The organism is Mycolicibacterium sp. Y3 (assembly GCF_051188035.1).
Classification (GTDB): domain Bacteria; phylum Actinomycetota; class Actinomycetes; order Mycobacteriales; family Mycobacteriaceae; genus Mycobacterium; species Mycobacterium fluoranthenivorans.
In genome coordinates, this window is sequence record NZ_JAVQLT010000001.1 from 2,417,137 (window position 1) to 2,438,864 (window position 21,728).

Below are 21,728 nucleotides of genomic sequence, written 5' to 3' on the forward strand. Positions count from 1 at the left end.
TGACCGGCGGTCCCGGGGGCCGACGCTGATTCCGGCGCATACTGGTAGCTAGCCCAGTACTGCGATGGACAGAACGGAACGTCGGGTCAACAGCACCTCCCGGCTGGAGTTCGCCGGTACCCTGTCATCCCGTGGGTCTGGCCGACCGTCACAGTACTGAGCACCCCGTGGGCTGACGGCCTAACATGCAGTCACCTGAAGGAGGCGGTATGGCGGATGATTTCGAGCCCGTGCGGTTGGTTGCCGCCGACGGCTCCGCCACGTCCGAGGAGCGGTACCGGCGTGACCTGCCAGCGGAAACACTGAGCTGGCTCTACGAGCTGATGGTGCTGACCCGCGAGATCGATATCGAGCTCATCAATCTGCAACGTCAGGGTGAGCTGGCGCTGTACGCGTCCTGCCGCGGCCAGGAGGCCGCCCAGGTGGGTGCGGCAGCGTGCCTGCGCAAGACGGATTGGTTGTTTCCGCAATACCGCGAGCTCGGCGTTTTTCTCGCGAGAGGGATCACGCCCGCTCAAGTGGGCTCGGTGTGGCGCGGATCGTGGCACGGCGGCACCTCCTTCACCGACAAGAACTGTGCACCGATCTCCATCCAGATGGGTGCCCACGCCCCGCACGCGGTCGGCGCGGCGATGGCCGCCCAGCGCCTCGGTGAGGACTCGGTGACCGCGTTGTTCATGGGGGACGGTGCCACCTCCGAAGGCGACGCGCACGAGGCGCTGAATTTCGCGTCGGTATACCGGGTGCCCGTCGTGTTCTTCATCCAGAACAACCAGATCGCCATCTCCACCCCGGTCAGCCACCAGCATGGTGCGACATCGCTCGCGCACCGGGCCGCGGGCTACGGTGTGCCCGCGGTGCGGGTGGACGGCAACGATGTCCTGGCGTGCTTTGCGGTGATGTCCGAGGCCGCGCAGCGGGCCCGCGAGGGTGGTGGCCCGACGTTCATCGAAGCGATCACCTACCGGATGGGGCCGCACACCACCTCCGACGATCCCACCCGGTACCGCGCCGACTCCGACGTCGAGGAGTGGGCGGGGCGGGACCCGATCGCCCGGTATGCCACTTACCTGCGGTCGGCCGGTGTGCTGACCGACCGGCTCTCCGAACGGGTCGCGGGCAGGGCGGCGCGGATGCGTACGGATCTGCGTGACGCGGTGATCGGCACCCCAGACCCTGATATCGCGGAGGTGTTCGACACCGTCTACCACGACATCACGCCGGAACTGGCCCGGCAGCGCGACGAGTTACTCGTCGAGCTCGGAAAGGAGTCCTAGATGACGCCGCGCACGGAAGGAGCGAAATGACACAGATCATCGAGCGACCGCCGACGCACGGTGACGACACCCCCGAACCCCGGCCGTCCCTGCTGACCCTGTCCATGGCGCAGGCGATCAATCTCGGGCTGCATGACGCGATGGCCGCCGATGACCGGGTGCTCGTCTTCGGTGAAGATGTCGCGCGCTTGGGCGGGGTGTTCCGGGTCACCGAAGGACTGGCCGAAACCTTCGGTCAGCAACGGTGTTTCGATACTCCGCTGGCCGAATCCGCGATCATCGGCATCTCGATCGGGATGGCGCTACGTGGGTTCGTGCCGGTGCCCGAACTCCAGTTCGACGGATTCTCGGCGCCCGCCTTCGATCAGATCGTCAGCCAGCTGGCCAAGTACCGAATGCGTACCCACGGTGACGTGCAGATGGCCGTCACCCTGCGCATCCCGTCGTTCGGGGGAATCGGTGCGGTGGAACATCATTCGGAATCCACCGAGAGTTGGTGGCTGCACACCGCCGGCCTGAAGGTGGCGGTGCCGTCCACGCCGTCGGATGCGTATTGGCTGCTGCGCCAATCGATCAGCTCCCGGGACCCGGTGATCTATCTGGAGCCCAAGCGCCGGTACTGGACGCGCGGCTCGGTGGACACCGAGGTGCCGCCCCTGCCGTTCGGGCGGGCGGCCATCCGCCGGCCGGGCGAGGACATCACGGTGGTCACCTACGGCGGACTGGTGGATGTCGCGTGCAACGCCGCCGAGATCGCCGCCGACCAGGGCTGCAGCGTGGAGGTGGTCGATCTGCGCACGCTGAATCCCCTTGATTTCGACACCATCGCCGAATCGGTGCGCAGGACCGGGCGCTGCGTGGTGATGCACGAGGGTCCCCGCACCTTGGGCTTCGGCGCCGAACTGGCCGCCCGGTTGTCCGAGGAACTGTTCTATGACCTGGAGGCACCGGTGTTGCGGGCCACCGGATTCGACACCCCCTACCCACCGGCCCGGCTGGAGAAGTTGTGGCTGCCGGGTGTGGACCGGTTGCTCGACTGCATCGAGAGGGCGATGACACAGTGACGAATGCGCAGGTTCTCGAGTTCCGGGTACCCGATCTCGGCGAGGGCCTGGAGGACGCCACGATCACCGGGTGGTCCGTGTCGGTCGACGAGGTGGTCGAGTTGAACCAGGTGCTGTGCACGCTGGAGACCGCCAAGGCCGAGGTGGAGATCCCCAGTCCCTACGCGGGACGGGTGACCGAACTGGGCGGCGACGTCGGTGACACGCTCGATGTCGGTGCGTTGCTGGTGCGGTTCGACGGGCCGGCAGGCGAGCGAAGCGACGGGGAATCGGGACCGGCAGGCGAGCAAAGCGACGGGCCGCCGCCGCCACCACCGGCGAGCGAGCGAAGCGCCGGGGAATCGTCGGGCGCGGTGCTGGTGGGTTCGGGCGCAGACGACCAACTGGACAGGTCCCGGCGGGCCCGGGCCAAACCGTCCACCCGGAAATTGGCCCGCGAGTCGGGCGTCGACCTGAGTTCTGTCGCGCCGACGGGCCGCAACGGCGTCGTCACCCGCCAAGACGTGCTGGCGGTGACGACGCACCCCGAGATCGTGGCGCCCAATGGTGTGCAGGTCGAGATGGCCAAGCGGATGACCTTGTCGCGCACCAAGATTCCCGATGCGCATGCCACCGTCGTGGTCGACGGGACGGCGCTGCTGCGGGTGGCCGAGCGATTGCAGGTCACCCCGTTCGTACTGACGCTGCGTCTGCTGACGGTGGCGTTGCGGAATCACCCGCTGATGAACTCGACCTGGGTGGACACCGCGGACGGTCCGCGCCTGCATCGGCATCAGTCGGTCCATCTCGGTGTCGGGGTGGCCACGACGCGCGGCCTGCTGGTGCCCGTCGTCACCGACGCGCAGACCCGAACCACGCGGTCACTGGCCGCCGAGGTGACCCGGCTGATCGAGGGAGCCCGCGGCCGGAGCCTGCGCCCGGCCGAGCTGACGGGATCGACGTTCACGGTGTCGAACTTCGGTGCGCTGGGCTTGGACGAAGGTGTGCCGGTGATCAACTATCCGGAGGCGGCCATCCTGGGGATGGGTTCGCTGAAGCCGCGGGCGGTGGTGGTCGACGGCGCTGTGGTGGCGCGCCCGACGATGTCGCTGACCGTGGCGTTCGACCATCGAATCGCCGACGGGGCGCAGGTGGCGGAGTTCCTCCGCGAGCTCATGCAGTTGGTCGAGACGCCGGAACTGGCGCTGGCCGACCTGTAGTCACCTGTTCTTGGCGGCGGCCAGCCGGCTTTGAAATTCGGGTGACTCGATCGAGCGTGCCTGCGGCGTGATCTCGATATCCACCGCCAGCGCGTGCTGGTCGGTATCGAGGAACCCCGGGTTGGTGGTGGCCCGCATGGACTTCTTGGTGGCGAGTACCACCTCGCGCGGTGCACCGGCCGGGCCGGCGGCGAGCTCGCGGGCGGCGGCCACCGGATCGTCGGCCAGCTCGAGCGCCAGACCGTAGCGCACCGCCTCCTGGGCATCGAAACGCTTGCCGAAAAGCAGTGCGGCACGAGCCACCTGGGGGCCGACACCGCGCTGCAGCATCCAGGTGGCGCCGCCGCCCGGGTGGATGCCCAGCTTCTGGAAGCGAGGGTCGAACAGTGCTGCGGGACCGGCGATGCGCACATCGGCGGCCAGCGCGAGGTTGAGGCCGGCGCCGACCGCCGCGCCGTTGACCGCGGCGATCGTGGGCAGTGTGCAGTTGGCGACGGCGAGGAACCCGTCGTAGATCACCCGCAGGCCGTCTTCGGCGGCTGCTCCGAGGGCGGTCAGGTCCGCGCCTGCACAGAACGCCTTGCCCGCGCCGGTCACGATCACGGCATGCACATCCGCATCGGCTTCGGCCGCCGACACGGCGGCGCGCAGGGCGCGTGAGATGTCGGCGGTCACCGCGTTGCGCCGGTCGGGGTCGTTGACGGTGATGGTGGCGACGCGATCGGCAATGTCGACAAGCACGAGATCGGACATGGGCTCAGGCTACGACCGTGTCGACCGGGCGCCGTCAGCGGCCTTTCGCGCCGGCGTAGGAGGGCGTTCGCAGCACTGTCACAGCGTCAGCTCGCCTTCGTATCGGATCGGTAACCGTCGAATCTGTCGAACATGGAAATTACACAGGTGGGACTTACCTTCAACCTTGACTCCGGCGTCAAATACGGACTTGGGGAGAACATGCGTAGTAAGTCGAATCGGTTGACCGTCAGCATTGTTGCGACGGTCGCGTTGTGCTCGCCCTCGCTCGCGCTCAGCGCGACCGCGGACGCGCAGCCGATGGTGAAGACAAGTCCGGGTGTGCCATGCGTCGGCATGGTGCAGCAAGCCGCGGCCACCCCTCCTGACGCTGGTCAGGCGATGACTGGTTTGGCGGCCCCGTTCACCGGGGCCGGAACCCCGCCTGTGGTGATCCCACCTGCTGGCGCTGCCAACGGCGTTGCCGGAACCGCGCCGGTCGCGGCCGCCGGCGGTGGTGGCGCTCCCGCCGCTGGTGCAGTGGGCGGCGGTGCGCCGGTGGCCGGTGCGGCTGGTGGCGGTGCGCCGGTGGCCGGTGCGGCTGGTGGCGGTGCCCCGGTCGGTGGTGCCGGTGGTGCGGGCGCGCCGGTCGGTCTTGCCGGCGGTGTCCCCGCTGCCGGTGGCGCTCCCGTCGCTGCCGGAGCCCCGTTGGCCGAAGGACTTCCGCTGCCCGCCGGTGCCCCGATCGTTCCGGCTGCGGGTGTGCCCGCTGGTGGCGCTCCGCTGGCTGCTCCGATCGCCGATGCAGGCGGCGTGCCCGCGGGTGCGGTCGCGCCGGCGGCGGGCGCGGCCCCCTTCGGCGGCGCCGAAGGTGTGGGTGGCGGTGCTGCCGGTGCCCTCAACGGTGAGGTACTGCAAGCTGCCGCCACCGCCGGTGCACCTATCGCGGACGCGGCCGGTGCGGCCGGTCCTGCCGGTGCCCCGATCGCCGATGCCGCGGCGGTGGCGCCTGCCGCCGGTGCGGCCGGCGCGCCCGTCGCCGAAGCGATGGTCCCGGCGGCGGTGGGCGGTGAAGCAGTGGCCCCGGCAGCGGCAGTCGTCGGCGGTGAAGGAGCCGGAGCAGGTGGTGGCGGTGCGGCTGCGCCTGTGGCGGCGGTCGGTGGAGGCGAAGGCGCGGGCGCTGGCGGTGCGGCCGGTGGCGGTGCGGGCGGCGGCGGAGCTGCGGGCGGTGCCGGTGGCGCCGGTGGCGCCGGTGGTGCCGGTGCGGGCGGCGCTGGTGCGGGCGGTGGAGCCGGAGGCGGTGGCGCCGGTGGCGGCGCTGTTGAGGGCGCCGCGGTGCCTGCGGCCGCTGTCGTCGAAGGTGGCGGCGGTGGTGGTGGCGGCGGTGTCGCGGGTGGCGGCGGAGCAGGCGGTGGCACCGGTGGTGCCGTCTCGGTTCCGGCGGAGGTCGCGGTGGCGGCCCCACCCGTAGAGGTCGCCGTGCCTCCGGTCGAGGTGTCGGCGCCCCCGGTCGAGGTGTCGGCGCCGGGTGTTGCGGTCGGCGGCGGCGCACCCGGTGCTGCGGCTGCGGCCGTCCCGGCAGCGGTCGCTGCGGCGGTGCCCGGAGCCATTGCGGGAGGCGTGGCGGGTGGCGCGGTCGGTGCTGCCGGCGGCGCGGCGGCCGGTGGCGCTGCAGGCGCGGGTACGGGTGCGGCGATCGCGGCGGCGCCCCTGGCGGCCGCGGCGGCTGGTGCTGCGGGTGCCGGGGTTCCGGCGGTTGCGGTGGGCGGCGAGTCGGCTGCGGTCGGGGCTCCGGTGGAGGCTGCGGCCATGGTTCCGGCGGCCGGTGTCGTCGGCGGTGAGGGTGCCGCGGTCGGCGGTGGCGGTGGCACCGGTGGCGGTGGCGCGGCCGGTGGCGGAGCGGGTGGTGCCGGCGCTGGAGCTGGTGGAGAAGGTGCTGCCGCTGGCGGCGCAGGCGGAGCCGGTGGTGGTGCCGGTGGCGCAGGAGCTGGTGGAGAAGGTGCCGGAGCTGGTGGAGGTGCCGGGGCGGGTGGTGCCGGTGCAGCCGGCGGCGCAGGAGGTGCGGGCGGCGGTGGTGGAGCCGGCGGCGGTGGTGGTGCCGGGGCCGGTGGCGCCGGTGGCGGTGGTGAAGGAGCGGGCGGCGGAGCCGCAGGTGGCGCCCCCGTTGCGACCGCGGCTGGTGTGCCGGCCGGTGCCGGTGCACCGATCACGGGTGAGATGCCGGCCGGGGCTGCCGCTCCGGCGGATGCTGGTGCCCCGGTGCTGCTGGACTCCGGTTCCTTCGGCCCGCTGATGGCGACGACAGGACTCAACTCTGCGGCGGTGCCCGAGGCCGCGGTCGGTGCGCCCGGCGCCGGTGCCGGAGCACCTGCGATCGGTGGCCCGCCGGCGGGTGTCGTCGAACCGGCGGCTGCGGTGGTGCCGCCGGGCGGAGCAGCGGCACCGGTGCCGGATGCCGCTGCGGTGGTGCCGGCTGCGGGCGTCGGGGGCGCCCCTGCGGCTGCCGTCGGTGGCGGTGACGCGGCGGTGCCTGCCGCGGCCGTGATCGGTGGCGAAGGAGCCGGCGGGGGCGGGGGAGCTGCAGGTGGTGGCGCCGGTGGCGGCGGAGCTGCGGGCGGTGCCGGTGGCGGCGGTGGTGCCGGCGCAGGTGGCGGTGGCGGCGGTGCGGCCGGTGGTGCCGGTGGTGGCGGCGCGGGTGGCGCAGGCGCTGGTGGTGCCGGAGCCGGCGGTGCGGGTGGCGCTGGTGGTGGCGGAGCTGCGGCCGGTGGCGGCGGAGGTGGCGCAGGCGCTGGTGGCGGCGGAGCCGCAGGAGCTGCTGGTGCGGGCGGTGGTGGTGCGACGGCATCGGGTGGTCTGACCACCGGTGCGGTGGGACCGCTGATGGCCAGCACGGGTGCGTTGGGTATCGCGCAGACGGTGACGGCTCCCGCCGTCAACGCCGGCGGCGGCGGTGCTGCGGTGGGCGGGGCTCCCGCAGCCGGTGCATTGGCAGCCCTACCGGGCGCCATGATCGCAGGTGCGGTGCCCGGCGCCATCGCGGGCGCAGTGCCCGGTGCGGTGGCCGGCGCGGTACCCGGTGCGATCGCGGGGGCGATCCCCGGTCTGCTGATGGCGCCGATGGCCGGTGCCGCGGGCCTCATGGCCGATCTGGTCCCGCAGCCGTCGCTGGCTGCGCCGACCGGGACCGGCGGCCTGACCGGGATGCTGCCGACACCGCAGCTCACGATGCCGCACCTCAGCGGCCTCGGGGTGCCCGTGCCCACCCAGGTCTCCATGCCGACCGATCTGGTCTGTGAGGGTGTCGGCTGGTCGGCATCGATGCCGGGCACCACGGGCAACACCGGGATGAGCCTCATGCCCGACGCGGCCGGGATCATCCGGCACGATCGCTGGTGAGCTCGGCTCAGACGTTGGACCAGCGCAGCAGATAGCGGTAGTACAGGCCGCGGCGGAGGGATACGCCCGGCAGGATCTGCGAGGCGGTACGCCGGATCTCGCTCAGTGTCTCGCGAGGTTCGGCGACCGCCACGCCGATGTCACGGGTCTCGCGGTGCAGTACGCCGGCCGCCCGGACCAAGGGCAACCGCAGCCCGGCAGCGATCCAGTCACCGAGAGTGTGGTTGGGGGCCAGACCGACGACGGCGAGGGTGCCGTGTGGTGCCAGCAGGTCGCGGGCCTTGGTCAGCGACGCGCGCAGGTCCATGTGGTGCAAGGTGGCCACGAAGGTGATGACACCGAACCGTTGCGGGCCGGGATCGAAGGCCTCGAACGAGGTTTCGGACACGGTCACGTTCGGCAGCGAGTCAAGGCGAGCCCGGGCGCGCTCGATCGCGGCGGGGTCGGGGTCGATGGCGGTCACGCTACGAGCCACGGGCGCCAGCCGCTGGGCCAGCAGGCCCTCGCCGCAGCCGACGTCGAGCACACCCCCGGCGTGCTCGGCGGCGATCCGGACCAGCCACTTGTGGTACGCGGAGTTGTGATTCCAGTAGGGGTGATCAGGCACGAGCCAACCGATCCGGTGGAACCGCGGCCAGCAGCGCGCGGGTGTACTCATGTTCGGGTGCGGCGAAAAGATCTGCGGCGGGTCGGTATTCGACCGCCTCGCCGCCTCGCAACACGAGCACATCATGGCTCAGCCGCTCGATGACCGCCAGGTCGTGCCCGATGAACAAGTAGGTCAGACCCAGGTCCCGCTGGAGTTCGAGCAGCAGGTCGAGCACCTTGGCCTGCACCGACACGTCCAGCGATGCGGTGGCCTCGTCGAGGATCAGCAATTCGGGCTGCACGGCCAGCGCCCGGGCGATGTTCACCCGCTGCCGTTGCCCGCCGGAGAGCTCGTGCGGGTAGCGGGAGGCGAACGACGCCGCCAGGCCGACGGCACCGAGCAACTCACCGACCCTGGCCTGGCGTTTCCTGCGGTCGGTGACCAGCCGGTGCACGACAAGCGGTTCGGCGATCGAACCCTCCACCGGCATGCGCGGGTTCAGCGAGGCGAACGGATCCTGCATCACGACACTGATACGGCGCCGGACCGACTTCTGCTGGGAGCCCCGCACCTGGAACACATCGGTACCGTCCAGCAGCGCACAACCCGCGTCGGGGCGCACCAGCCCGGTGAGCGCTGCGGCGACGGTGGACTTTCCCGACCCGGATTCACCGACCAGGCCCAGGGTGCGGCCGCGGCGGATCCGGAACGACAGATCCTTGACCGCGTGGACCATCGACCGGCCTGTCGGGGTGGTCACCGGGAACCGGACGTCGAGACCGGCGATGTCCAAGAGAGTGCCCGAATCGGCCGCCGCGGCTGGTGGTCCGTCGCCGCCCAATACCGGACGGGCACTGAGCAATTCGCGGGTATAGGCGGCGCGAGGTTCGGTGAAGACCTCATCGACGGGCGCTTGCTCGGTCACCTCGCCGCTGCGCAGCACGGTGACCGTGTCGGCCACCTCGCCGATGACGCCGAGATCGTGGCTGATCCACACCACGGCGGTACCGAAGTCGCGCTGCAGATCCCGGACCAGTGTGATGATCTGTGCCTGCGTCGTGACATCCAGGGCGGTGGTCGGTTCGTCGGCGATCAGCAGTTCCGGATCGCAGGCCAGCGCGATGGCGATCATCACCCGTTGCCGCTGCCCGCCGGAGAGCTGGTGTGGGTAGCTGTGCAGCCGGTTCTGCGGCTCGGGCAGGCCCACCGCCTCCAGCAGTTCCAGCGCCCGGACGCGGGCCTGTCTGTGCGTCTGATGTCGGTGTGTCTGCAGCGATTCGGTGATCTGCCGTTCGACCGTCAGCAGGGGGTTAAGGGATGTCCCGGGATCCTGGAAGACGAAGCCGATCCGCGCGCCGTGCACCTGCCGCAGGGCCCGTGCCGAGGCGCCGACGAGTTCACGTTCTCCGGCAAGGACACTGGACCCGGAGACGGTCGCGCCCGGTGCGTCGAGCAGGCCCGTGGCGGCCAGCACCGTCATCGACTTACCCGATCCGGATTCACCGACGATCCCGAGGGTCTGTTCCCGCTCGACGGTCATCGACACCCGGCGGACGATCTCCTTGCGGCCGATGCGCACGGCCAGATCGCGCACGGACAACACCGGTTCGGTCATGAGCGTCTCCGGGCCTCGATCATGGTGCGCTGCTTGGGATCCAGCACATCGCGCAAGCCGTCGCCGAGCAGGTTGAAGGCCAGCACGGTGACGAAGATGACGGCACCCGGGAACACCGCCATCCACCACGCCAGCGTGACGAAGCCCTGGGAGTCGAAGATCATCCGGCCCAGGGACGGCTGCGGTGGCTGCAGACCCAGGCCCAGGAACGACAGCGCTGCCTCGGACAGGATGGCGAACGCCAGGGACAGCGATGTCTGGACGATCAGCGGACCGGTGATGTTGGGCAGGATGTGCCGAGCCAGGATGAAGCCCGAACCGGTGCCCATGGTGCGCGAGACCGCCACATACGGCTCCACCCGCACGGCGAGGGTGCTCGCCCGCGCCACCCGGGCGAAGATCGGCGTGTAGACGACGCCGATCGCCAATATCGTTGTGGTGAGCCCAGGCCCGAGGACGGCGACGATCGCCAGGGCGAGCAACAGCACCGGGAACGCGAACATCACATCGACGACACGCATGACCACGGTGTCCAGCCAGCCACCGCGATACCCGGCGAGCACCCCGACAGCGACACCGACGACCGCCGCGAATGCCACGCTGATCACGGCCACTTTCATGGACGCCTGCACCGCGACCAGCACCCGGGACAATACGTCGCGCCCCAATTCGTCGGTGCCGAACCAGTGCGCGCCACTGGGTGGGCGCAGCGCCACCGGGACGTCCACATCGTTGACCCCGTACGGCGCGATCCAGGATGCGGTCAGCGCGATCACGAGGACGGCGAGCATGATTCCCGCGCTGATCACCGTGACGGGATTGCCGGCCAGCAGCCGCCACGTCTTGACGCGATCGTCGAGCATCGGGTCGGTCATGACAGCCGGATCCTCGGATCGGCGACGGCGTACAGCAGGTCGACGAGCAGGTTGACCGCCAGGAACAGCACCGCGATCAGCAGCACCGCGCCCTGGATCACCGGATAGTCCCGCGCGGCCACCGAGTTGTACACCAACCGGCCCAGCCCCGGCCAGGCGAACACCACCTCCACGACGATGACCCCGCCGAGGATGGTTGCCAACTGGATACCGGTGATCGTGAGGATCGGGACCAGTGCGTTGCGCACGGTATGGCGCATCGTCACCACCCGTGGCGCAAGGCCTTTCGAGCGGGCCGTACGGACATAGCCCATGGCGGTCACCTCCAGTACGGCCGAGCGGACGTAGCGGGTCATGATCGCCGCGGCCACCAGGCCGACTGTCAACCCCGGCAGGATCACATGCCGCAGCCAGCCGCCGGGATCGTCGAACAGCGGTCGGTAACCCGAGGTGGGCAGCCAGCCCAGCACCGTGGAGAACAGCGAGATCAGCAGGATGCCCAACCAGAAATCCGGCACCGACACCCCGAATTGACTTGTCACGCGGACGATCGCGTCACTGATCCTGCCTTCCCGCAAGGCCGCGTAGATGCCGGCGGGCAACGCGATCACCAGGGCCAGCACGATCCCGACGGCAGCGAGCGACACCGTGGCCGGTAACCGTTCCAGCAGCACCAGCGTCACCGGGTCGCCGTTGCGGAAGCTCACGCCCAGATCGCCGGTGGCGGCGTGCCCCAGATAGCCGAAGAATTGACCGACCAACGGCTGGTCCAGCCCACTGGCCCGCCGCAGAGCATCGTAAGCCTCTGGGGTGTAACGGGTTCCGAGTGCGATGCGCACCGGATCGCCGGGGACCAGATGCACCAGCGCGAACACCACGATGACCACACCGACCAGCACCACCAGCGAATAGGCCAGCCGGCGGGCCAGGAACTTCAGAATCGTCACGGGCGGTCACCACCGGCGTGCAGGACGGCGCTGCGGAATCGGATCGCCTTGTCGCGGCGGGCCTCATAGCCGGTGAGGTTCGGCGACCACGCCTGCAGGACGGCCGGGTTGTACAGGTAGATATAGCTCACCTCGTCGGCGATCAGGGTGGCGGCTCGGGTGTAATCGTCCTTGCGCGCTTGCTGATCCGTCTCGGTCCGGCCCGCATCGAGCAGCGCGTCCACGCGTGGGTCGGAGAACTTCTGCGCGTTGCTGGTGCCGCCGGTGTGGTGCTGTGCATAGTAGAAGTCGTCGGGGTCGATATTGCCCAGCCAGCCCATCATCAGCATGTCGAAGTGCCCGTTGTTCTGCTCGTCGAGCCAGGTGGCGAAGTCGACGGTGCGGATGGTCACGCCGATACCCAGGGGTGCGAGGTTGGCGGCGATCACCTGGGCGGCGGTGACGGTCTGCGGGTACTCGCTGGTGACCAGCAGGTCCATCGTCGCCGGTGCCGCGCCGGCCTGCTGCAGCAACTGCCGGGCCTTGTCCAGGTTTTGGCCGTACCGGTCGTAGGGCGCGAACCACGGATTGCCCTGCGGTATTGCCAGCTGATTCGCCTGTGCCGTGCCGTAACTGGTGGCCTGCACGATCGACGGCCGGTCCAGGGCATACGCGACGGCCTGGCGTACCCGCACGTCGTTCCAACCTGGGCGGGCCGCATTCAGCGCCAGATACCAGTAGTCGTTGCTGGGTTCCACGGCAAGGCGAACGGAGTCGTCGTTGCGCAATTGGCTGACGCGCTGCGCGGGAACCGCGTCGGTCCAGTCGATTTCACCGGCCTGCAGTGCGGACAACGCGGTCGACGCCTCGCTGATGAAACGGAACGTCACCCCGGGAATCCGCGGGGCCCCGCCCCAGTACCGCGGGTTGGCGCGCAGGACGATGGAGTCGCCGCTCTTCTGGCTGACGAAGGAGAACGGCCCGGTGCCGATCGGGTGGGTGGCGATCTGGCCGTCCTCGACATTGCGCTGCTGCACGATCGCCATCCCTTTGAACCCGCCGAGATTGGTCAGCAGGTTCGGTGTCGGATGTGCCACCGAGATGCGCACCGTGCGCTCATCGGGAGCACTGACATCGGTGACGGCACTGAACTTGTCGGCGTTGGCCAGCTTGCCGTCGATGATGCGGCGATAGGAGTAGACGACGTCGGCCGCCCGCAGCGGACTGCCGTCGTGAAAGGTGACTCCGGGGCGCAGATGGAACGTCCACACCAACTGGTCCGCCGACGTCTCCCAGGATTGCGCCAGCGCCGGACGCATGATGAGGTCGGCGCCGGGTTCGACGAGGGTGTCGAAGACGTTCTCCAACACCTCGAACGAGAAGTACGCGCTGGTCTTGTGGGGGTCCAGCTGGTCGGGTTCACCGGAGATCGCGGCGATGAGGTTGCCGGAGTCCTGGCCCAGGTCGACGCGCCGGCCCGGTGCACACGCCGTGGAAGCGAACACGACCACGGCGGCGAGCACGGCCGCAAGCAGTCGCATATCCATCGCTTTCTGACGGGCCGGCTCCGGCGTGGACGTCGGCACAGGGGATATAAGGGCCTGTACCCGTGTCGGCGGGCGCTTACACCTGAGGCTGATTCGGCCAGGCCGGGCAGCTGCGGACCTGGTGTGAGGATGCTGTGGACCGGGTATCGCCGTGGGGAGGACGGCTAGCCTGCTGGGGATGAGTGCGCACAGCGATCCGTTGGCCGTGCGCCGTCGGCTCGAGGACCGCTACCGCAGGCTGGCCGAGATGCGCCAGCTGCGCCTCGTCGCCGCGGTCGTCGCCCGGTTCACTGAGATCGACGGTGGCACCTTGGGTGCGGTGGTGTCGGTGCAGTTGTTCACCACCGTCATCCCGCTGATGATCCTGGGGTTCAGCTACCTGACCGGGTTCGCCGACAATGCGAGCCCGGGCACCGCGGTCAGCCGGCAGCTGGGGCTGGTGTCGCCGATGACCGAGCATGTCCGCGCCGTGTTCGGCCGTGCGTCGGGACTGCGTTCGAGCTGGACGTTCCTCGGTGTCGCGGGGTTCCTGGTCTGGGGTATCCCGATGTCGATGACCATCGCCGGGATCTTTGCAAAGGCTTGGCGCCGTGAACAGTTGGACTGGGTGGCCAAGCTGGGACGCGGAGTTCTGTGGTTCGCGCTGTATCTGGTGATCATGATCGTCCGCGAACGGATCGCGTTCGGCGGCCACCATCACATGGGTCTGCGCACGCTGCGGTTCGTCGCCTCACTGATACCGGTGTGGATCTTCTGGACCGCCACGCCCGCATTGCTGGTGCGAGACGGATTCCGCGGGCGCCGGTACCTCGTCCTGGCGGGACTGGCCGGGGTGGTCATCGACGGCACCGTGGTGCCGCTCGCGGCGCGGATGTTCTTCCCCCGCTTGCTCGACGGCTGGGATGAGTTCGGCCCGATCGGTATCGCCATGGCGCTGCTGACCTGGTGCGGGGTGATCGGCACCGGATGGGTGCTGACCGCGTGCGTGGGCGCGGTGCTGTGGGAGCGCAATGCCCCGGCCCAGACGGTCATCGAATCCGAGACTGCCGAAGAGGCCGCCGCCTCCTGAGCCGCCTTACTTGCCGTGTGCGCCGGCCTTGTGGGTCGTGCCCTTGTCGGTGGTCTTGCCGGGTTTGCCGGACGGCTTGGGGGTGACCTTCTCGACCAGATTGTGCACGGCGCGCCGCAGATTCGACGCGGCGTCGCGCACCGGATTCGGCTGCGCGTGCGTGGTCGTCTTGGGGACGGAGGTGACCGACGGCCCGCTGTCTTCGTGCAGTGCAGCGGTGGTCTTGGGCGCCGCCGTGGTCTTGAGGGCTTTGGTCGTCGGTGTCGTCGGTGTCGTCGTGCGGGTGGTGATCGCGGCAGCGGTGGTCGGCGTCACCCGGCTGGTGCCGGCCGACTGCGCGCCGGCAGCGTCCCGCACGTCATGGACCGCCGTGACGACCGCCTGGGTGATGACCTTGCCCGCCGCGGCCACCACGCCGGCGGCGGCCCTGATTCCGGCCGCGAGTGCCCGCACCGGATTGCCGGTTTTCGCGAGTTCCTGAGCCATCGCGTCGGGCACCTCGAAGATGCCGGCGAGGACGTCGTTGAAGGCCGGGAAGATCACGGCGGCAACCACATTGATGCCGCCCACCACCGCGACCTGGAAGACACCGTGCGGCTGCACCGTCGGGGTCGGGTTCGGCACGAACGGCAGATTGAGCGCATCGAAGGTGTCCTGCCGGGCTTTCTGCAGGGCTGTCGCGATCCCGGGCAGCCCATCCTGCACGGCCGGCAGCACGTTGAGCAGGCCGACGACGCCGACCTCGAAGGCGTTGAGCGCCCGTTGGGCGGGAATCGCGGCGTCCGCGTCGATGGCCTTCTGCGCGGCGGCTTCGGTCGGCCCGGTCACCGACGCGGCCGCGGCACCGATGGCCTTCAACACGTCGCCCGCGGACAGGGCGGCCAGGAAAGTCTCCGGCGCCCGCAATGCGGTGGAGACGGCCGTCACCCCGGTCTGTGCGAGCAGGGAACAGATGATCGAGCAGTACACGGTCTGGTTGTGCAGGAAGCTGGTGATCAGGCCGCCCGGCGGCACCGATGCGGCAGCCAGCCGCACGTCATGGACGACCGCCGGCAGGGACGCCTGCGCCGTGGCCGGGGTGATCGGTGCGATCACCACCGCCGCTGCGGTGAGGGCCGCCAACCCGGTGGCGGCGATATCGGTGCGCAGGCTGATGGTTCGCTGCATGGTGGTGGCCCCCTGTGTGTCGCACGGTGATGTAGGGGACACGGTGCGCGGGCGCCGCGGGTTCAACGTCCGGGCGAGCGAAGCGGGCTATCCACCCGGTCTGCGCCCGGGTGGCCGGCGCGTCAGACGTCGCTGGTGATGTACCGGCTCTTGACCGGGGGAGCGGCCACCAGTGACGGCACCTCGGTCAGCTTGCCCTCGCCGGCGCGGAACGCGCGGTACGCCTCGTCGGCCTCGACGGACTCCCACAGTTCGTAGATCAGCCAATGGCCTTCGTCGGTCTCGTCGACCAGCACGTCGGTGCGGATGTTGCCGGGGAATGCCCTGGTGTCTTTCAGCGCGCGGCCGAAGACCTCCCGCGCCGTCGCCACAGACTCGGGCTTGAACTTCAATTCGAGGATCACGGTGACCGACATGAACCACAACATACCGTCGGCCCCCGTTGTCGATGCCTCAGAGGCGGCGCAGGGTGAGGACGGTGACATCGTCCTCGGTGTCGCTGGGCGCCAACGCGGCCGAGATCCGGGACGCCGCCACCTCCCCGCCGCGACGCAATGTCGCGGCCAGCAGCCCCAGGCCCTCGTCGAGGGTCGAGCCACGGCGTTCCACCAAGCCATCGGAGAACATCACCAGCCCGTCACCGCGGGCGACGGTGAAGCTGCTGGCCGGGTAGCGCGCGCCCCGGACACCGATCGGCGGGGCCAGCCGGATCGGCGCCGCAGCGACGTCCGCGCCGATGCGGAACGGCATCAGATGGCCCGCCGATGCCGCCTCGACATGTCCGGTGTCGAGTGCGATCCGGGCCGCGACCACGGTGGCGAAGGCACGCGGCATCAGGTGCACGCTGAACTCATTGAGCCTGGTCAGTGCTTCTCCAGGCGCGGCGCCGGTAAACAGCTGGGAGCGCAAGGCATTACGCAACTGCGCCATGGCGCCGGCAGCGGCCAGGCCATGGCCCGCGACGTCACCGACGAGCATGATGAGCCGGCCGTCCGGCAGCACGAACGCGTCGTACCAATCGCCTCCCACCCGGCCACCCGCAGCGGGCTGGTAGTGGGCGGACAGCTCCCAGTCCGGGATGGTCGGAATGGACGACGGCAGCAGGCTGCGCTGCAGCATCTCGGCCACCTGCAACGCACTTCGGGTGCGCCGGTACAGCTCTTCGACCAGGTGTCGTCGCAACGATTCCGCGGACTCGACGTGGATGGGAGTCCACGTTTGACTGCAGCCGTCGACCACCTCGCGCCAGCGCTCGAAGGATTTGCGCGGGCTGAGCCGAACCCCGTCCCCTTCCTGCACGGCGATGGCCTTGTTGTGTGGATCGCCGCCCCAATCCACCGAGCGCAGCGCCTCCTCCCGGAACCAGATCACGTACTGCCCGTCGGGCAGGTTCAGCGCCAGCGCACCGGCGGCGATGCTCGGATCCAGATCCTGCGCGGGCAATGCACCGGACAAGCAGTCCGTCGCGACGACCTCGCCGTCGGCGTCGCGCGCCCAGTCCGCCACGGCGGTCACGGCCTCGGCCGGTGGGACCCTGCCCAGCACGCGGTATTTGCCGCCGACGCGCACGGCGACACCGGTGGCCGGCAGCAGATCGAGCAGGCCGGGTGCCTGCAGCAGCGCGGCCGCCACCGGCTCGCTGTCGTTGCGGGTGGCGTTGGTCAGCGCGGCCAATGTCGATTGCGCGGCCAGCCGCTCTCGCAGCTGATCGTCATCGAAGCGGTCGACGAGCCGAAGCGAGAGGGTGGAGCCGAGGAATTCGGCCGCCGCCCGCGCGCCGTAGGGCGGCAGGTGCGGGCCGGTGTAGTGATGGCAGGCGATCAGTCCCCACAACCGGCCATGGCGCAGCAGCGAGATCGACATGGACGCGCGCACACCCATGTTCTGCAGGTATTCGATGTGGATGGGCGAGACGCTGCGCAGCGTGGCATGGGTCAGGTCCAGCGGTGTGCCGCTGTCCGGATCGACGGCAGGTACCAGCGGGGCGGGCGTGTAGTCGACGTCGGAGATCAGCCGCAGCCAGTTCTTCTCGTACATCGCGCGGGCCTGCGCCGGGATGTCGCTGGCCGGATAGTGCAGCCCGAGGAAGGAGTTGAGGTCATCGCGCTTGCATTCGGCGACGACCTCGCCGTTGTAGTCCTGGTCGTAGCGGTACACCATGACGCGGTCGAATCCGAGGAGATCGCGAATCGCGCGTGCGGTGGTGTCGTACAACTCGGTCGTCGATTCGGCGCGGTTGAGTTGCTCGACCGAATTTCGCACCGCCTGATACGTGTTCGGAAACGAGAATGGCCGCTCACCGTAAGCGATTTCGAGTTCCACCAGCAGCACCCCGCCCGGCTCGCGGTGCAGGAGGGCGTCGAACACCTGCGACCGGCCGGCGACCTGGATCTCCAACTCGAGCGGGTTGCGCTGGCGCAGGTCACCGAACACGGCCGCCGCCTGCTCGATCTGGGCGGCCTGTTCGGCGCCGATCAGGGTGGCCAGGTGGCGGCCCAGAACGTCGTCGACCGAGCGGCCCAGCAGATCGGTGACATTCGCGCTGACCTGGCGGATCTCGAAACCCGGTTCGCGCACGACGGCGAGCACCCCGCGCGGCTGGACGCTGCCCGGGATGTGGATCGGCTCGCGTGCGCAGTTGTCCAGGTCGACCGGTGTGCCGACGGGTAGAAGGTGCGCTGCGTGGTCATCGCCGGTGGGACGCGAAATGAGAAACCCCCAGGTCGTGGTGTCGAGCTCCCCCTCGAGAGTGCCAGGCGGGTACGTCTGCGAGCACACCGACATGGCTCCGTGGGTTAGGCTCGGTAGGAGTCGGCGTTCTAGCTTCTCTGGTTCAGACCGCAGCCCGCGAGACATGGCGCCCCGAATCGACGCTTTCGCGAGGTTTTCGATGCCCGACCATTTCGAGTCCAGCCCATCGACACTGATGTGCGCTCACACGTGGCGTGACACGACTGTGGTGATCACCTGCTCCGGTGTCGTGGACATGCTCACCGTGCCCGATCTCAACCAACTCGTCGCCACGGCGCTGGACAAACAGCCCAGTGCGGTCATCATCGATCTGACGGAGACCACCTTCTTCGCCTCCTGCGGTATGTCGACGCTGGTGGACACGCAGGCCCAACTGCCGCCGGAGGTGCCGCTGGTGGTGGTCGCCGACGGACCCACGACGCGTCGTCCTCTGGAGCTGGTGGGACTGGCGGAGGTCCTGACGATCCGCCCGACGCTGGATGTCGCCCTCCAGGAACTGGCGCCGGCCAAGAGTTGAGTTCTGAACGCTATTTCGTTGGTGGGTAACCGAATTCGGTGAATTCACCAGTCGCTGGGCCGGTAGTCCTTCAAGAAGCAGCCGTGCACATCTTCGCCGGCCTCCCCGCGCACGATCGGGTCGTAGACGCGGGCGGCGCCGTCGACCAGATCCAGCGGCGCGTGGAAGCCTTCCTCGGCCAGGCGCAGTTTGGTCGGATGTGGACGCTCGTCGGTGATCCAGCCGGTGTCCACGGCGGTCATCAGGATGCCGTCCTGTTCCAGCATCTCCGCGGAGCTGGTCCGGGTCAGCATGTTCAGCGCGGCCTTGGCCATATTGGTGTGCGGATGGCCCGGCCCCTTGTAGCGGCGGCCGAACTGGCCCTCCATGGCCGACACGTTGACGACGTACTTGCGGCGCGCGGGGGAGGCGGCCATCGCCGGGCGCAGCCGGCTCACCAGGATGAACGGTGCGGTCTGGTTGCACAGCTGCACCTCAAGCAGCTCCATGGCGTCGACCTCGTGCACCCGTTGGGTCCAGCTGTTGATCGAGGCCGTATCCGGTAGCAGCCCACCGGCGTCGATGGCGGTCCCGGCGGCGATCCGCTCCGGTGAGGCGCTGCGGGCCGTCAAGGCAAGCTCTGCGAGTGCATGCGGGGTCTGGTGCTCGGCGAGGCTCCCCGCGAGCGCGGCCGGGTGCGCGTCACTGACCCGGTCGAAGCTGACCACATCGACCTGCGCGAGCTCGGGCGGCGGGGTGCGCTCGGCTTCGACGAGGGCGGCGTACGAGCCGGGGGCCCGGCGCACCGTCTGGGCCGCGTTGTTGATCAGGATGTCCAGCGGACCGTGGGCGGCCACCGTGTCGGCCAGCGCCACCACCTGCGCGGGGTCACGCAGGTCGATACCGATGATCCGCAGCCGGTGCAGCCAGTCGGCGCTGTCTTCCATGGCGGCGAAGCGCCGCACGGCGTCGTTGGGGAAGCGGGTGGTGATGGTGGTGTGCGCGCCGTCGCGCAGCAGACGCAACGCGATGTACATGCCGATCTTGGCGCGCCCGCCGGTCAGCAGCGCGGTGCGGCCGGTGAGATCGGTGCGGGCATCGCGCTTGGCATGGCTGAACGCCGCACACTCCGGACAAAGCTGGTGGTAGAAGGCGTCGACGACGGTGTGGTGCTTCTTGCAGATGTAGCAGGCCCGGGACCGCAGCAGGGTGCCTGCGGTGGCGCCGGAGGCCGTCGACACCAACGGCAGGCCGGCGGTCTCGTCGTCGATGCGGCCTGGCGCTCCGGTGGCCGTGGCGGCGATGACGGCCTTGTCGGCTTCTGCCACCGCGTCGCGTTTGGCGTGCCGGCGGGCTTTGCGTACCGACTTCCAGATGCCGGCGGTGGCACGCCGCACGGCCACTGCGTCGGGGTGCTCGGGCGGCAACGATTCGACCTCGGAGAGCACCTGGAGACAGGTGCTGAGCTTCTCCGGATCGATCGCGGTCACCGTGAAAGGGTGCCAGGTGGCGCGAAGCCCCGGCAAATCAGCGGTGCTACACCCGGCCGGCGATGAAACTGGCAGCTTGGCCCGGGTACGGCGGCGCCTCGTAATTGTTGTGCGCGGCTCGGTCGAACGACCCGGTCGAGCAGATCGGGTCCCCGCCGCTGCACAGGTCGATCGCGCGGCCGGCGAACTGCCCGTTGCTGGACAGCGGGGTGCCGAAGCGGGCACCCGGATTGCCGAACACGGCGACCGCCGCGACGTTGCCGGCCAGGGCGGGATCGAGCGGAGGGGCCGACCCGAGGCTGCCGATCCGGTCGCCGACGGGTTGGACGCCGGCGAGCATCGACACCGCGGACGCGCCCTGGGAGAAGCCGCCGAGCACGATCCGGGTGTTCGGGCACTGGTCGGCCATCCACGCGATGTGCCCGCGTGCGTCGTCGGCACCGGCGCCGGTGGTCAGAAAGTTGTAGCTGGCAGGATAATTCACCGCGTACGCACCCAGGCTGCGCCCGCCGAGCAGGGGCTGCAGAGCACCGAACAGCGCATCGCCCACCCGTCCCATCCCGGGTGGTTCGGCGGTGCCGCGCGCGAAGACGAGTTCCACATTGGGGCAGTCGTCCGCGGCGGCGGTCGGGCTTCCCGCGAGCATGGCGACAGGAAGGGCGGCGACGGCAGCCAGGCGAGCGAGCGATGCGCGGACGGTCACCTGGTCAGCGTGGCATATCGGCGTGCGTCGAGCGTCGAAACGGGTTTGTCGGACTCCTGAGCTACCGTGCAGTCACGCGTGAAGGCACAGATATTGAACGAGATTGGTACCCCCGACAGGACTCGAACCTGCAACCGACCGGGTAGAAACCGGATGCGCTATCCATTGCGCCACGGGGGCATACACGGACAGTCGTAATTTACACGTCATCGGCGCCTTCGCTCACAACCGGCACCCGCGATGCGGGGACCCGTGGAAACCGACGGATAGGCGGTCGATGGCTCGACATCACACCAAAGACAAGGGCGATCTCGGCGTTGCGAAGGCGTATGCCGACCTCGTCGGGAAGGGGTTCGACGTCCTGTTTCCCGCCACCGAGCATGCGCCGTTCGACCTCGTCGCATACGCGGCAGGGATCTTTCACCGCGTCCAGGTGAAGTACAGGTCCATGATAGCGGGCGTAGTCGTAGTCAAGTTGACCTCGACGTGGTCCGATCGACATGGTGTGCACCGTTCACCGATGGACAAAGACGCCGTAGACGTGATCTGCATCTACTGCCCGGAGACCGATGAGTGCTACTACGTCCGGCCGTCCGATCACAGTGTGTCCGTCGCTCTCCGGATCATCCCGGCCAAGAACGGTCAGAAGAAGCGAATCCTCGAGGCCTCGGCATTTCGCGAGCTGCCCGACATACGGATCCCGCTGCTCGATGAGAATCGCGCCTCGGCGTGACGTCTGTGTGAGCTTCGACGCCGGGCCGGCTACAGCTACGAAAGCCCCGTCGCGCCACCGCGCCGCGGACTAGCGTGGACGCTGCACGGCACCCGCCCA

21 protein-coding genes and 1 tRNA gene are annotated in these 21,728 nt (G+C 69.5%); 10 read left to right on the plus strand and 12 right to left on the minus strand.

What is annotated here, in order from left to right:
• The first annotated feature begins 209 nt into the window (after positions 1-209).
• The 3 genes from pdhA to QN239_RS11835 are packed head-to-tail and all read left to right on the plus strand — an operon-like array spanning position 210 to position 3,540.
• Entirely contained in the window at positions 210-1,277 is a 1,068-nt protein-coding gene (gene pdhA, locus QN239_RS11825) for a pyruvate dehydrogenase (acetyl-transferring) E1 component subunit alpha (RefSeq protein WP_499010492.1), read from the plus strand.
• 26 nt (positions 1,278-1,303) lie between these two features.
• A complete protein-coding gene (locus QN239_RS11830) occupies positions 1,304-2,341 on the plus strand; it encodes an alpha-ketoacid dehydrogenase subunit beta (RefSeq protein WP_499010494.1) in 1,038 nt (345 codons plus the stop codon).
• Positions 2,338-3,540 (plus strand): dihydrolipoamide acetyltransferase family protein, encoded by a 1,203-nt coding sequence (locus tag QN239_RS11835; RefSeq protein WP_499010496.1) that lies wholly within the window; start codon positions 2,338-2,340, stop codon positions 3,538-3,540. The genes QN239_RS11830 and QN239_RS11835 overlap by 4 nt, the downstream gene beginning before the upstream one ends.
• Here the strand turns inward: QN239_RS11835 and QN239_RS11840 are convergent, their stop codons facing one another.
• Positions 3,541-4,293, minus strand: a complete 753-nt coding sequence (locus QN239_RS11840) for an enoyl-CoA hydratase (protein ID WP_499010497.1) — start codon at positions 4,291-4,293, stop codon at positions 3,541-3,543.
• A gap of 460 nt (positions 4,294-4,753) precedes the next feature.
• Here QN239_RS11840 and QN239_RS11845 point away from each other — a divergent pair, with 460 nt between their 5' ends.
• From QN239_RS11845 to QN239_RS11860, 4 genes are all read left to right on the plus strand, one after another.
• The gene (locus QN239_RS11845) at positions 4,754-5,743 is read left to right on the plus strand and encodes a hypothetical protein (RefSeq protein WP_499010499.1); all 990 of its coding nucleotides are present in this window, start codon (positions 4,754-4,756) and stop codon (positions 5,741-5,743) included.
• 57 nt (positions 5,744-5,800) lie between these two features.
• Complete coding sequence (locus QN239_RS11850) at positions 5,801-6,565, plus strand: hypothetical protein (protein WP_499010501.1); 765 nt, start codon at positions 5,801-5,803, stop codon at positions 6,563-6,565.
• A 255-nt stretch (positions 6,566-6,820) separates the two neighbouring features.
• The gene (locus tag QN239_RS11855; RefSeq protein WP_499010503.1) at positions 6,821-7,129 is read left to right on the plus strand and encodes a hypothetical protein; all 309 of its coding nucleotides are present in this window, start codon (positions 6,821-6,823) and stop codon (positions 7,127-7,129) included.
• 23 nt (positions 7,130-7,152) lie between these two features.
• On the plus strand, positions 7,153-7,668 hold the full coding sequence (locus tag QN239_RS11860) for a hypothetical protein (RefSeq protein WP_167161628.1): 516 nt from the start codon (positions 7,153-7,155) through the stop codon (positions 7,666-7,668).
• 7 nt (positions 7,669-7,675) lie between these two features.
• Here QN239_RS11860 and QN239_RS11865 read toward each other — a convergent pair whose 3' ends face one another.
• The 5 genes from QN239_RS11865 to QN239_RS11885 are packed head-to-tail and all read right to left on the minus strand — an operon-like array spanning position 7,676 to position 13,214.
• Complete coding sequence (locus tag QN239_RS11865; protein ID WP_499010504.1) at positions 7,676-8,275, minus strand: class I SAM-dependent methyltransferase; 600 nt, start codon at positions 8,273-8,275, stop codon at positions 7,676-7,678.
• Positions 8,268-9,872, minus strand: coding sequence for a dipeptide ABC transporter ATP-binding protein (locus QN239_RS11870; protein ID WP_499010505.1), 1,605 nt, complete (start codon positions 9,870-9,872; stop codon positions 8,268-8,270). Before QN239_RS11870 ends, QN239_RS11865 begins: the two co-directional genes overlap by 8 nt.
• A complete protein-coding gene (locus QN239_RS11875; protein ID WP_499010507.1) occupies positions 9,869-10,747 on the minus strand; it encodes an ABC transporter permease in 879 nt (292 codons plus the stop codon). The genes QN239_RS11870 and QN239_RS11875 overlap by 4 nt, the downstream gene beginning before the upstream one ends.
• Entirely contained in the window at positions 10,744-11,694 is a 951-nt protein-coding gene (locus QN239_RS11880) for an ABC transporter permease (RefSeq protein WP_499010508.1), read from the minus strand. Before QN239_RS11880 ends, QN239_RS11875 begins: the two co-directional genes overlap by 4 nt.
• On the minus strand, positions 11,691-13,214 hold the full coding sequence (locus QN239_RS11885) for an ABC transporter substrate-binding protein (protein WP_499010510.1): 1,524 nt from the start codon (positions 13,212-13,214) through the stop codon (positions 11,691-11,693). The genes QN239_RS11880 and QN239_RS11885 overlap by 4 nt, the downstream gene beginning before the upstream one ends.
• A 184-nt stretch (positions 13,215-13,398) precedes the next feature.
• Between QN239_RS11885 and QN239_RS11890 the strand changes: the two genes are divergently transcribed.
• The gene (locus QN239_RS11890; protein WP_499010511.1) at positions 13,399-14,289 is read left to right on the plus strand and encodes a hypothetical protein; all 891 of its coding nucleotides are present in this window, start codon (positions 13,399-13,401) and stop codon (positions 14,287-14,289) included.
• Positions 14,290-14,295: 6 nt separating this feature from the next.
• On the opposite strand, the gene QN239_RS11895 is transcribed toward QN239_RS11890, so the two are convergent.
• From QN239_RS11895 to QN239_RS11905, 3 genes are all read right to left on the minus strand, one after another.
• Positions 14,296-15,456 (minus strand): hypothetical protein, encoded by a 1,161-nt coding sequence (locus QN239_RS11895; RefSeq protein ID WP_499010512.1) that lies wholly within the window; start codon positions 15,454-15,456, stop codon positions 14,296-14,298.
• A 122-nt stretch (positions 15,457-15,578) separates the two neighbouring features.
• The gene (locus QN239_RS11900; protein ID WP_499010514.1) at positions 15,579-15,872 is read right to left on the minus strand and encodes a putative quinol monooxygenase; all 294 of its coding nucleotides are present in this window, start codon (positions 15,870-15,872) and stop codon (positions 15,579-15,581) included.
• A gap of 37 nt (positions 15,873-15,909) precedes the next feature.
• On the minus strand, positions 15,910-18,165 hold the full coding sequence (locus QN239_RS11905) for a SpoIIE family protein phosphatase (protein ID WP_499016715.1): 2,256 nt from the start codon (positions 18,163-18,165) through the stop codon (positions 15,910-15,912).
• A 181-nt stretch (positions 18,166-18,346) separates the two neighbouring features.
• Between QN239_RS11905 and QN239_RS11910 the strand changes: the two genes are divergently transcribed.
• Positions 18,347-18,724, plus strand: a complete 378-nt coding sequence (locus tag QN239_RS11910) for an STAS domain-containing protein (RefSeq protein ID WP_499010516.1) — start codon at positions 18,347-18,349, stop codon at positions 18,722-18,724.
• Between the two features lie 44 nt (positions 18,725-18,768).
• Here QN239_RS11910 and QN239_RS11915 read toward each other — a convergent pair whose 3' ends face one another.
• The 3 genes from QN239_RS11915 to QN239_RS11925 form a co-directional block, all read right to left on the minus strand.
• Positions 18,769-20,193 carry an SDR family NAD(P)-dependent oxidoreductase gene (locus QN239_RS11915; protein ID WP_499010517.1) on the minus strand — a complete coding sequence of 475 codons (1,425 nt, stop codon included), beginning with the start codon at positions 20,191-20,193 and terminating at the stop codon, positions 18,769-18,771.
• Positions 20,194-20,239: 46 nt separating this feature from the next.
• On the minus strand, positions 20,240-20,839 hold the full coding sequence (locus QN239_RS11920) for a cutinase family protein (RefSeq protein ID WP_167162867.1): 600 nt from the start codon (positions 20,837-20,839) through the stop codon (positions 20,240-20,242).
• A 161-nt stretch (positions 20,840-21,000) separates the two neighbouring features.
• Positions 21,001-21,076: transfer RNA gene (locus tag QN239_RS11925), tRNA-Arg, on the minus strand.
• Between the two features lie 97 nt (positions 21,077-21,173).
• Between QN239_RS11925 and QN239_RS11930 the strand changes: the two genes are divergently transcribed.
• The gene (locus QN239_RS11930; protein ID WP_499010519.1) at positions 21,174-21,629 is read left to right on the plus strand and encodes a group I intron-associated PD-(D/E)XK endonuclease; all 456 of its coding nucleotides are present in this window, start codon (positions 21,174-21,176) and stop codon (positions 21,627-21,629) included.
• The last annotated feature ends 99 nt before the right edge of the window (positions 21,630-21,728 follow it).

Bases quoted from the DNA above. Each gene is read 5' to 3' on its own strand.
- QN239_RS11840 (WP_499010497.1), bottom strand. From the start codon at position 4,293: ATGTCCGATCTCGTGCTTGTCGACATTGCCGATCGCGTCGCCACCATC.
- pdhA (WP_499010492.1), top strand. From the start codon at position 210: ATGGCGGATGATTTCGAGCCCGTGCGGTTGGTTGCCGCCGACGGCTCC.
- QN239_RS11860 (WP_167161628.1), top strand. From the start codon at position 7,153: ATGGCCAGCACGGGTGCGTTGGGTATCGCGCAGACGGTGACGGCTCCC.
- QN239_RS11920 (WP_167162867.1), bottom strand. From the start codon at position 20,839: ATGCTCGCGGGAAGCCCGACCGCCGCCGCGGACGACTGCCCCAATGTG.
- QN239_RS11885 (WP_499010510.1), bottom strand. From the start codon at position 13,214: ATGCGACTGCTTGCGGCCGTGCTCGCCGCCGTGGTCGTGTTCGCTTCC.
- QN239_RS11910 (WP_499010516.1), top strand. From the start codon at position 18,347: ATGCCCGACCATTTCGAGTCCAGCCCATCGACACTGATGTGCGCTCAC.
- QN239_RS11830 (WP_499010494.1), top strand. From the start codon at position 1,304: ATGACACAGATCATCGAGCGACCGCCGACGCACGGTGACGACACCCCC.
- QN239_RS11900 (WP_499010514.1), bottom strand. From the start codon at position 15,872: ATGTCGGTCACCGTGATCCTCGAATTGAAGTTCAAGCCCGAGTCTGTG.
- QN239_RS11890 (WP_499010511.1), top strand. From the start codon at position 13,399: ATGAGTGCGCACAGCGATCCGTTGGCCGTGCGCCGTCGGCTCGAGGAC.
- QN239_RS11875 (WP_499010507.1), bottom strand. From the start codon at position 10,747: ATGACCGACCCGATGCTCGACGATCGCGTCAAGACGTGGCGGCTGCTG.
- QN239_RS11870 (WP_499010505.1), bottom strand. From the start codon at position 9,872: ATGACCGAACCGGTGTTGTCCGTGCGCGATCTGGCCGTGCGCATCGGC.
- QN239_RS11930 (WP_499010519.1), top strand. From the start codon at position 21,174: ATGGCTCGACATCACACCAAAGACAAGGGCGATCTCGGCGTTGCGAAG.
- QN239_RS11895 (WP_499010512.1), bottom strand. From the start codon at position 15,456: ATGCAGCGAACCATCAGCCTGCGCACCGATATCGCCGCCACCGGGTTG.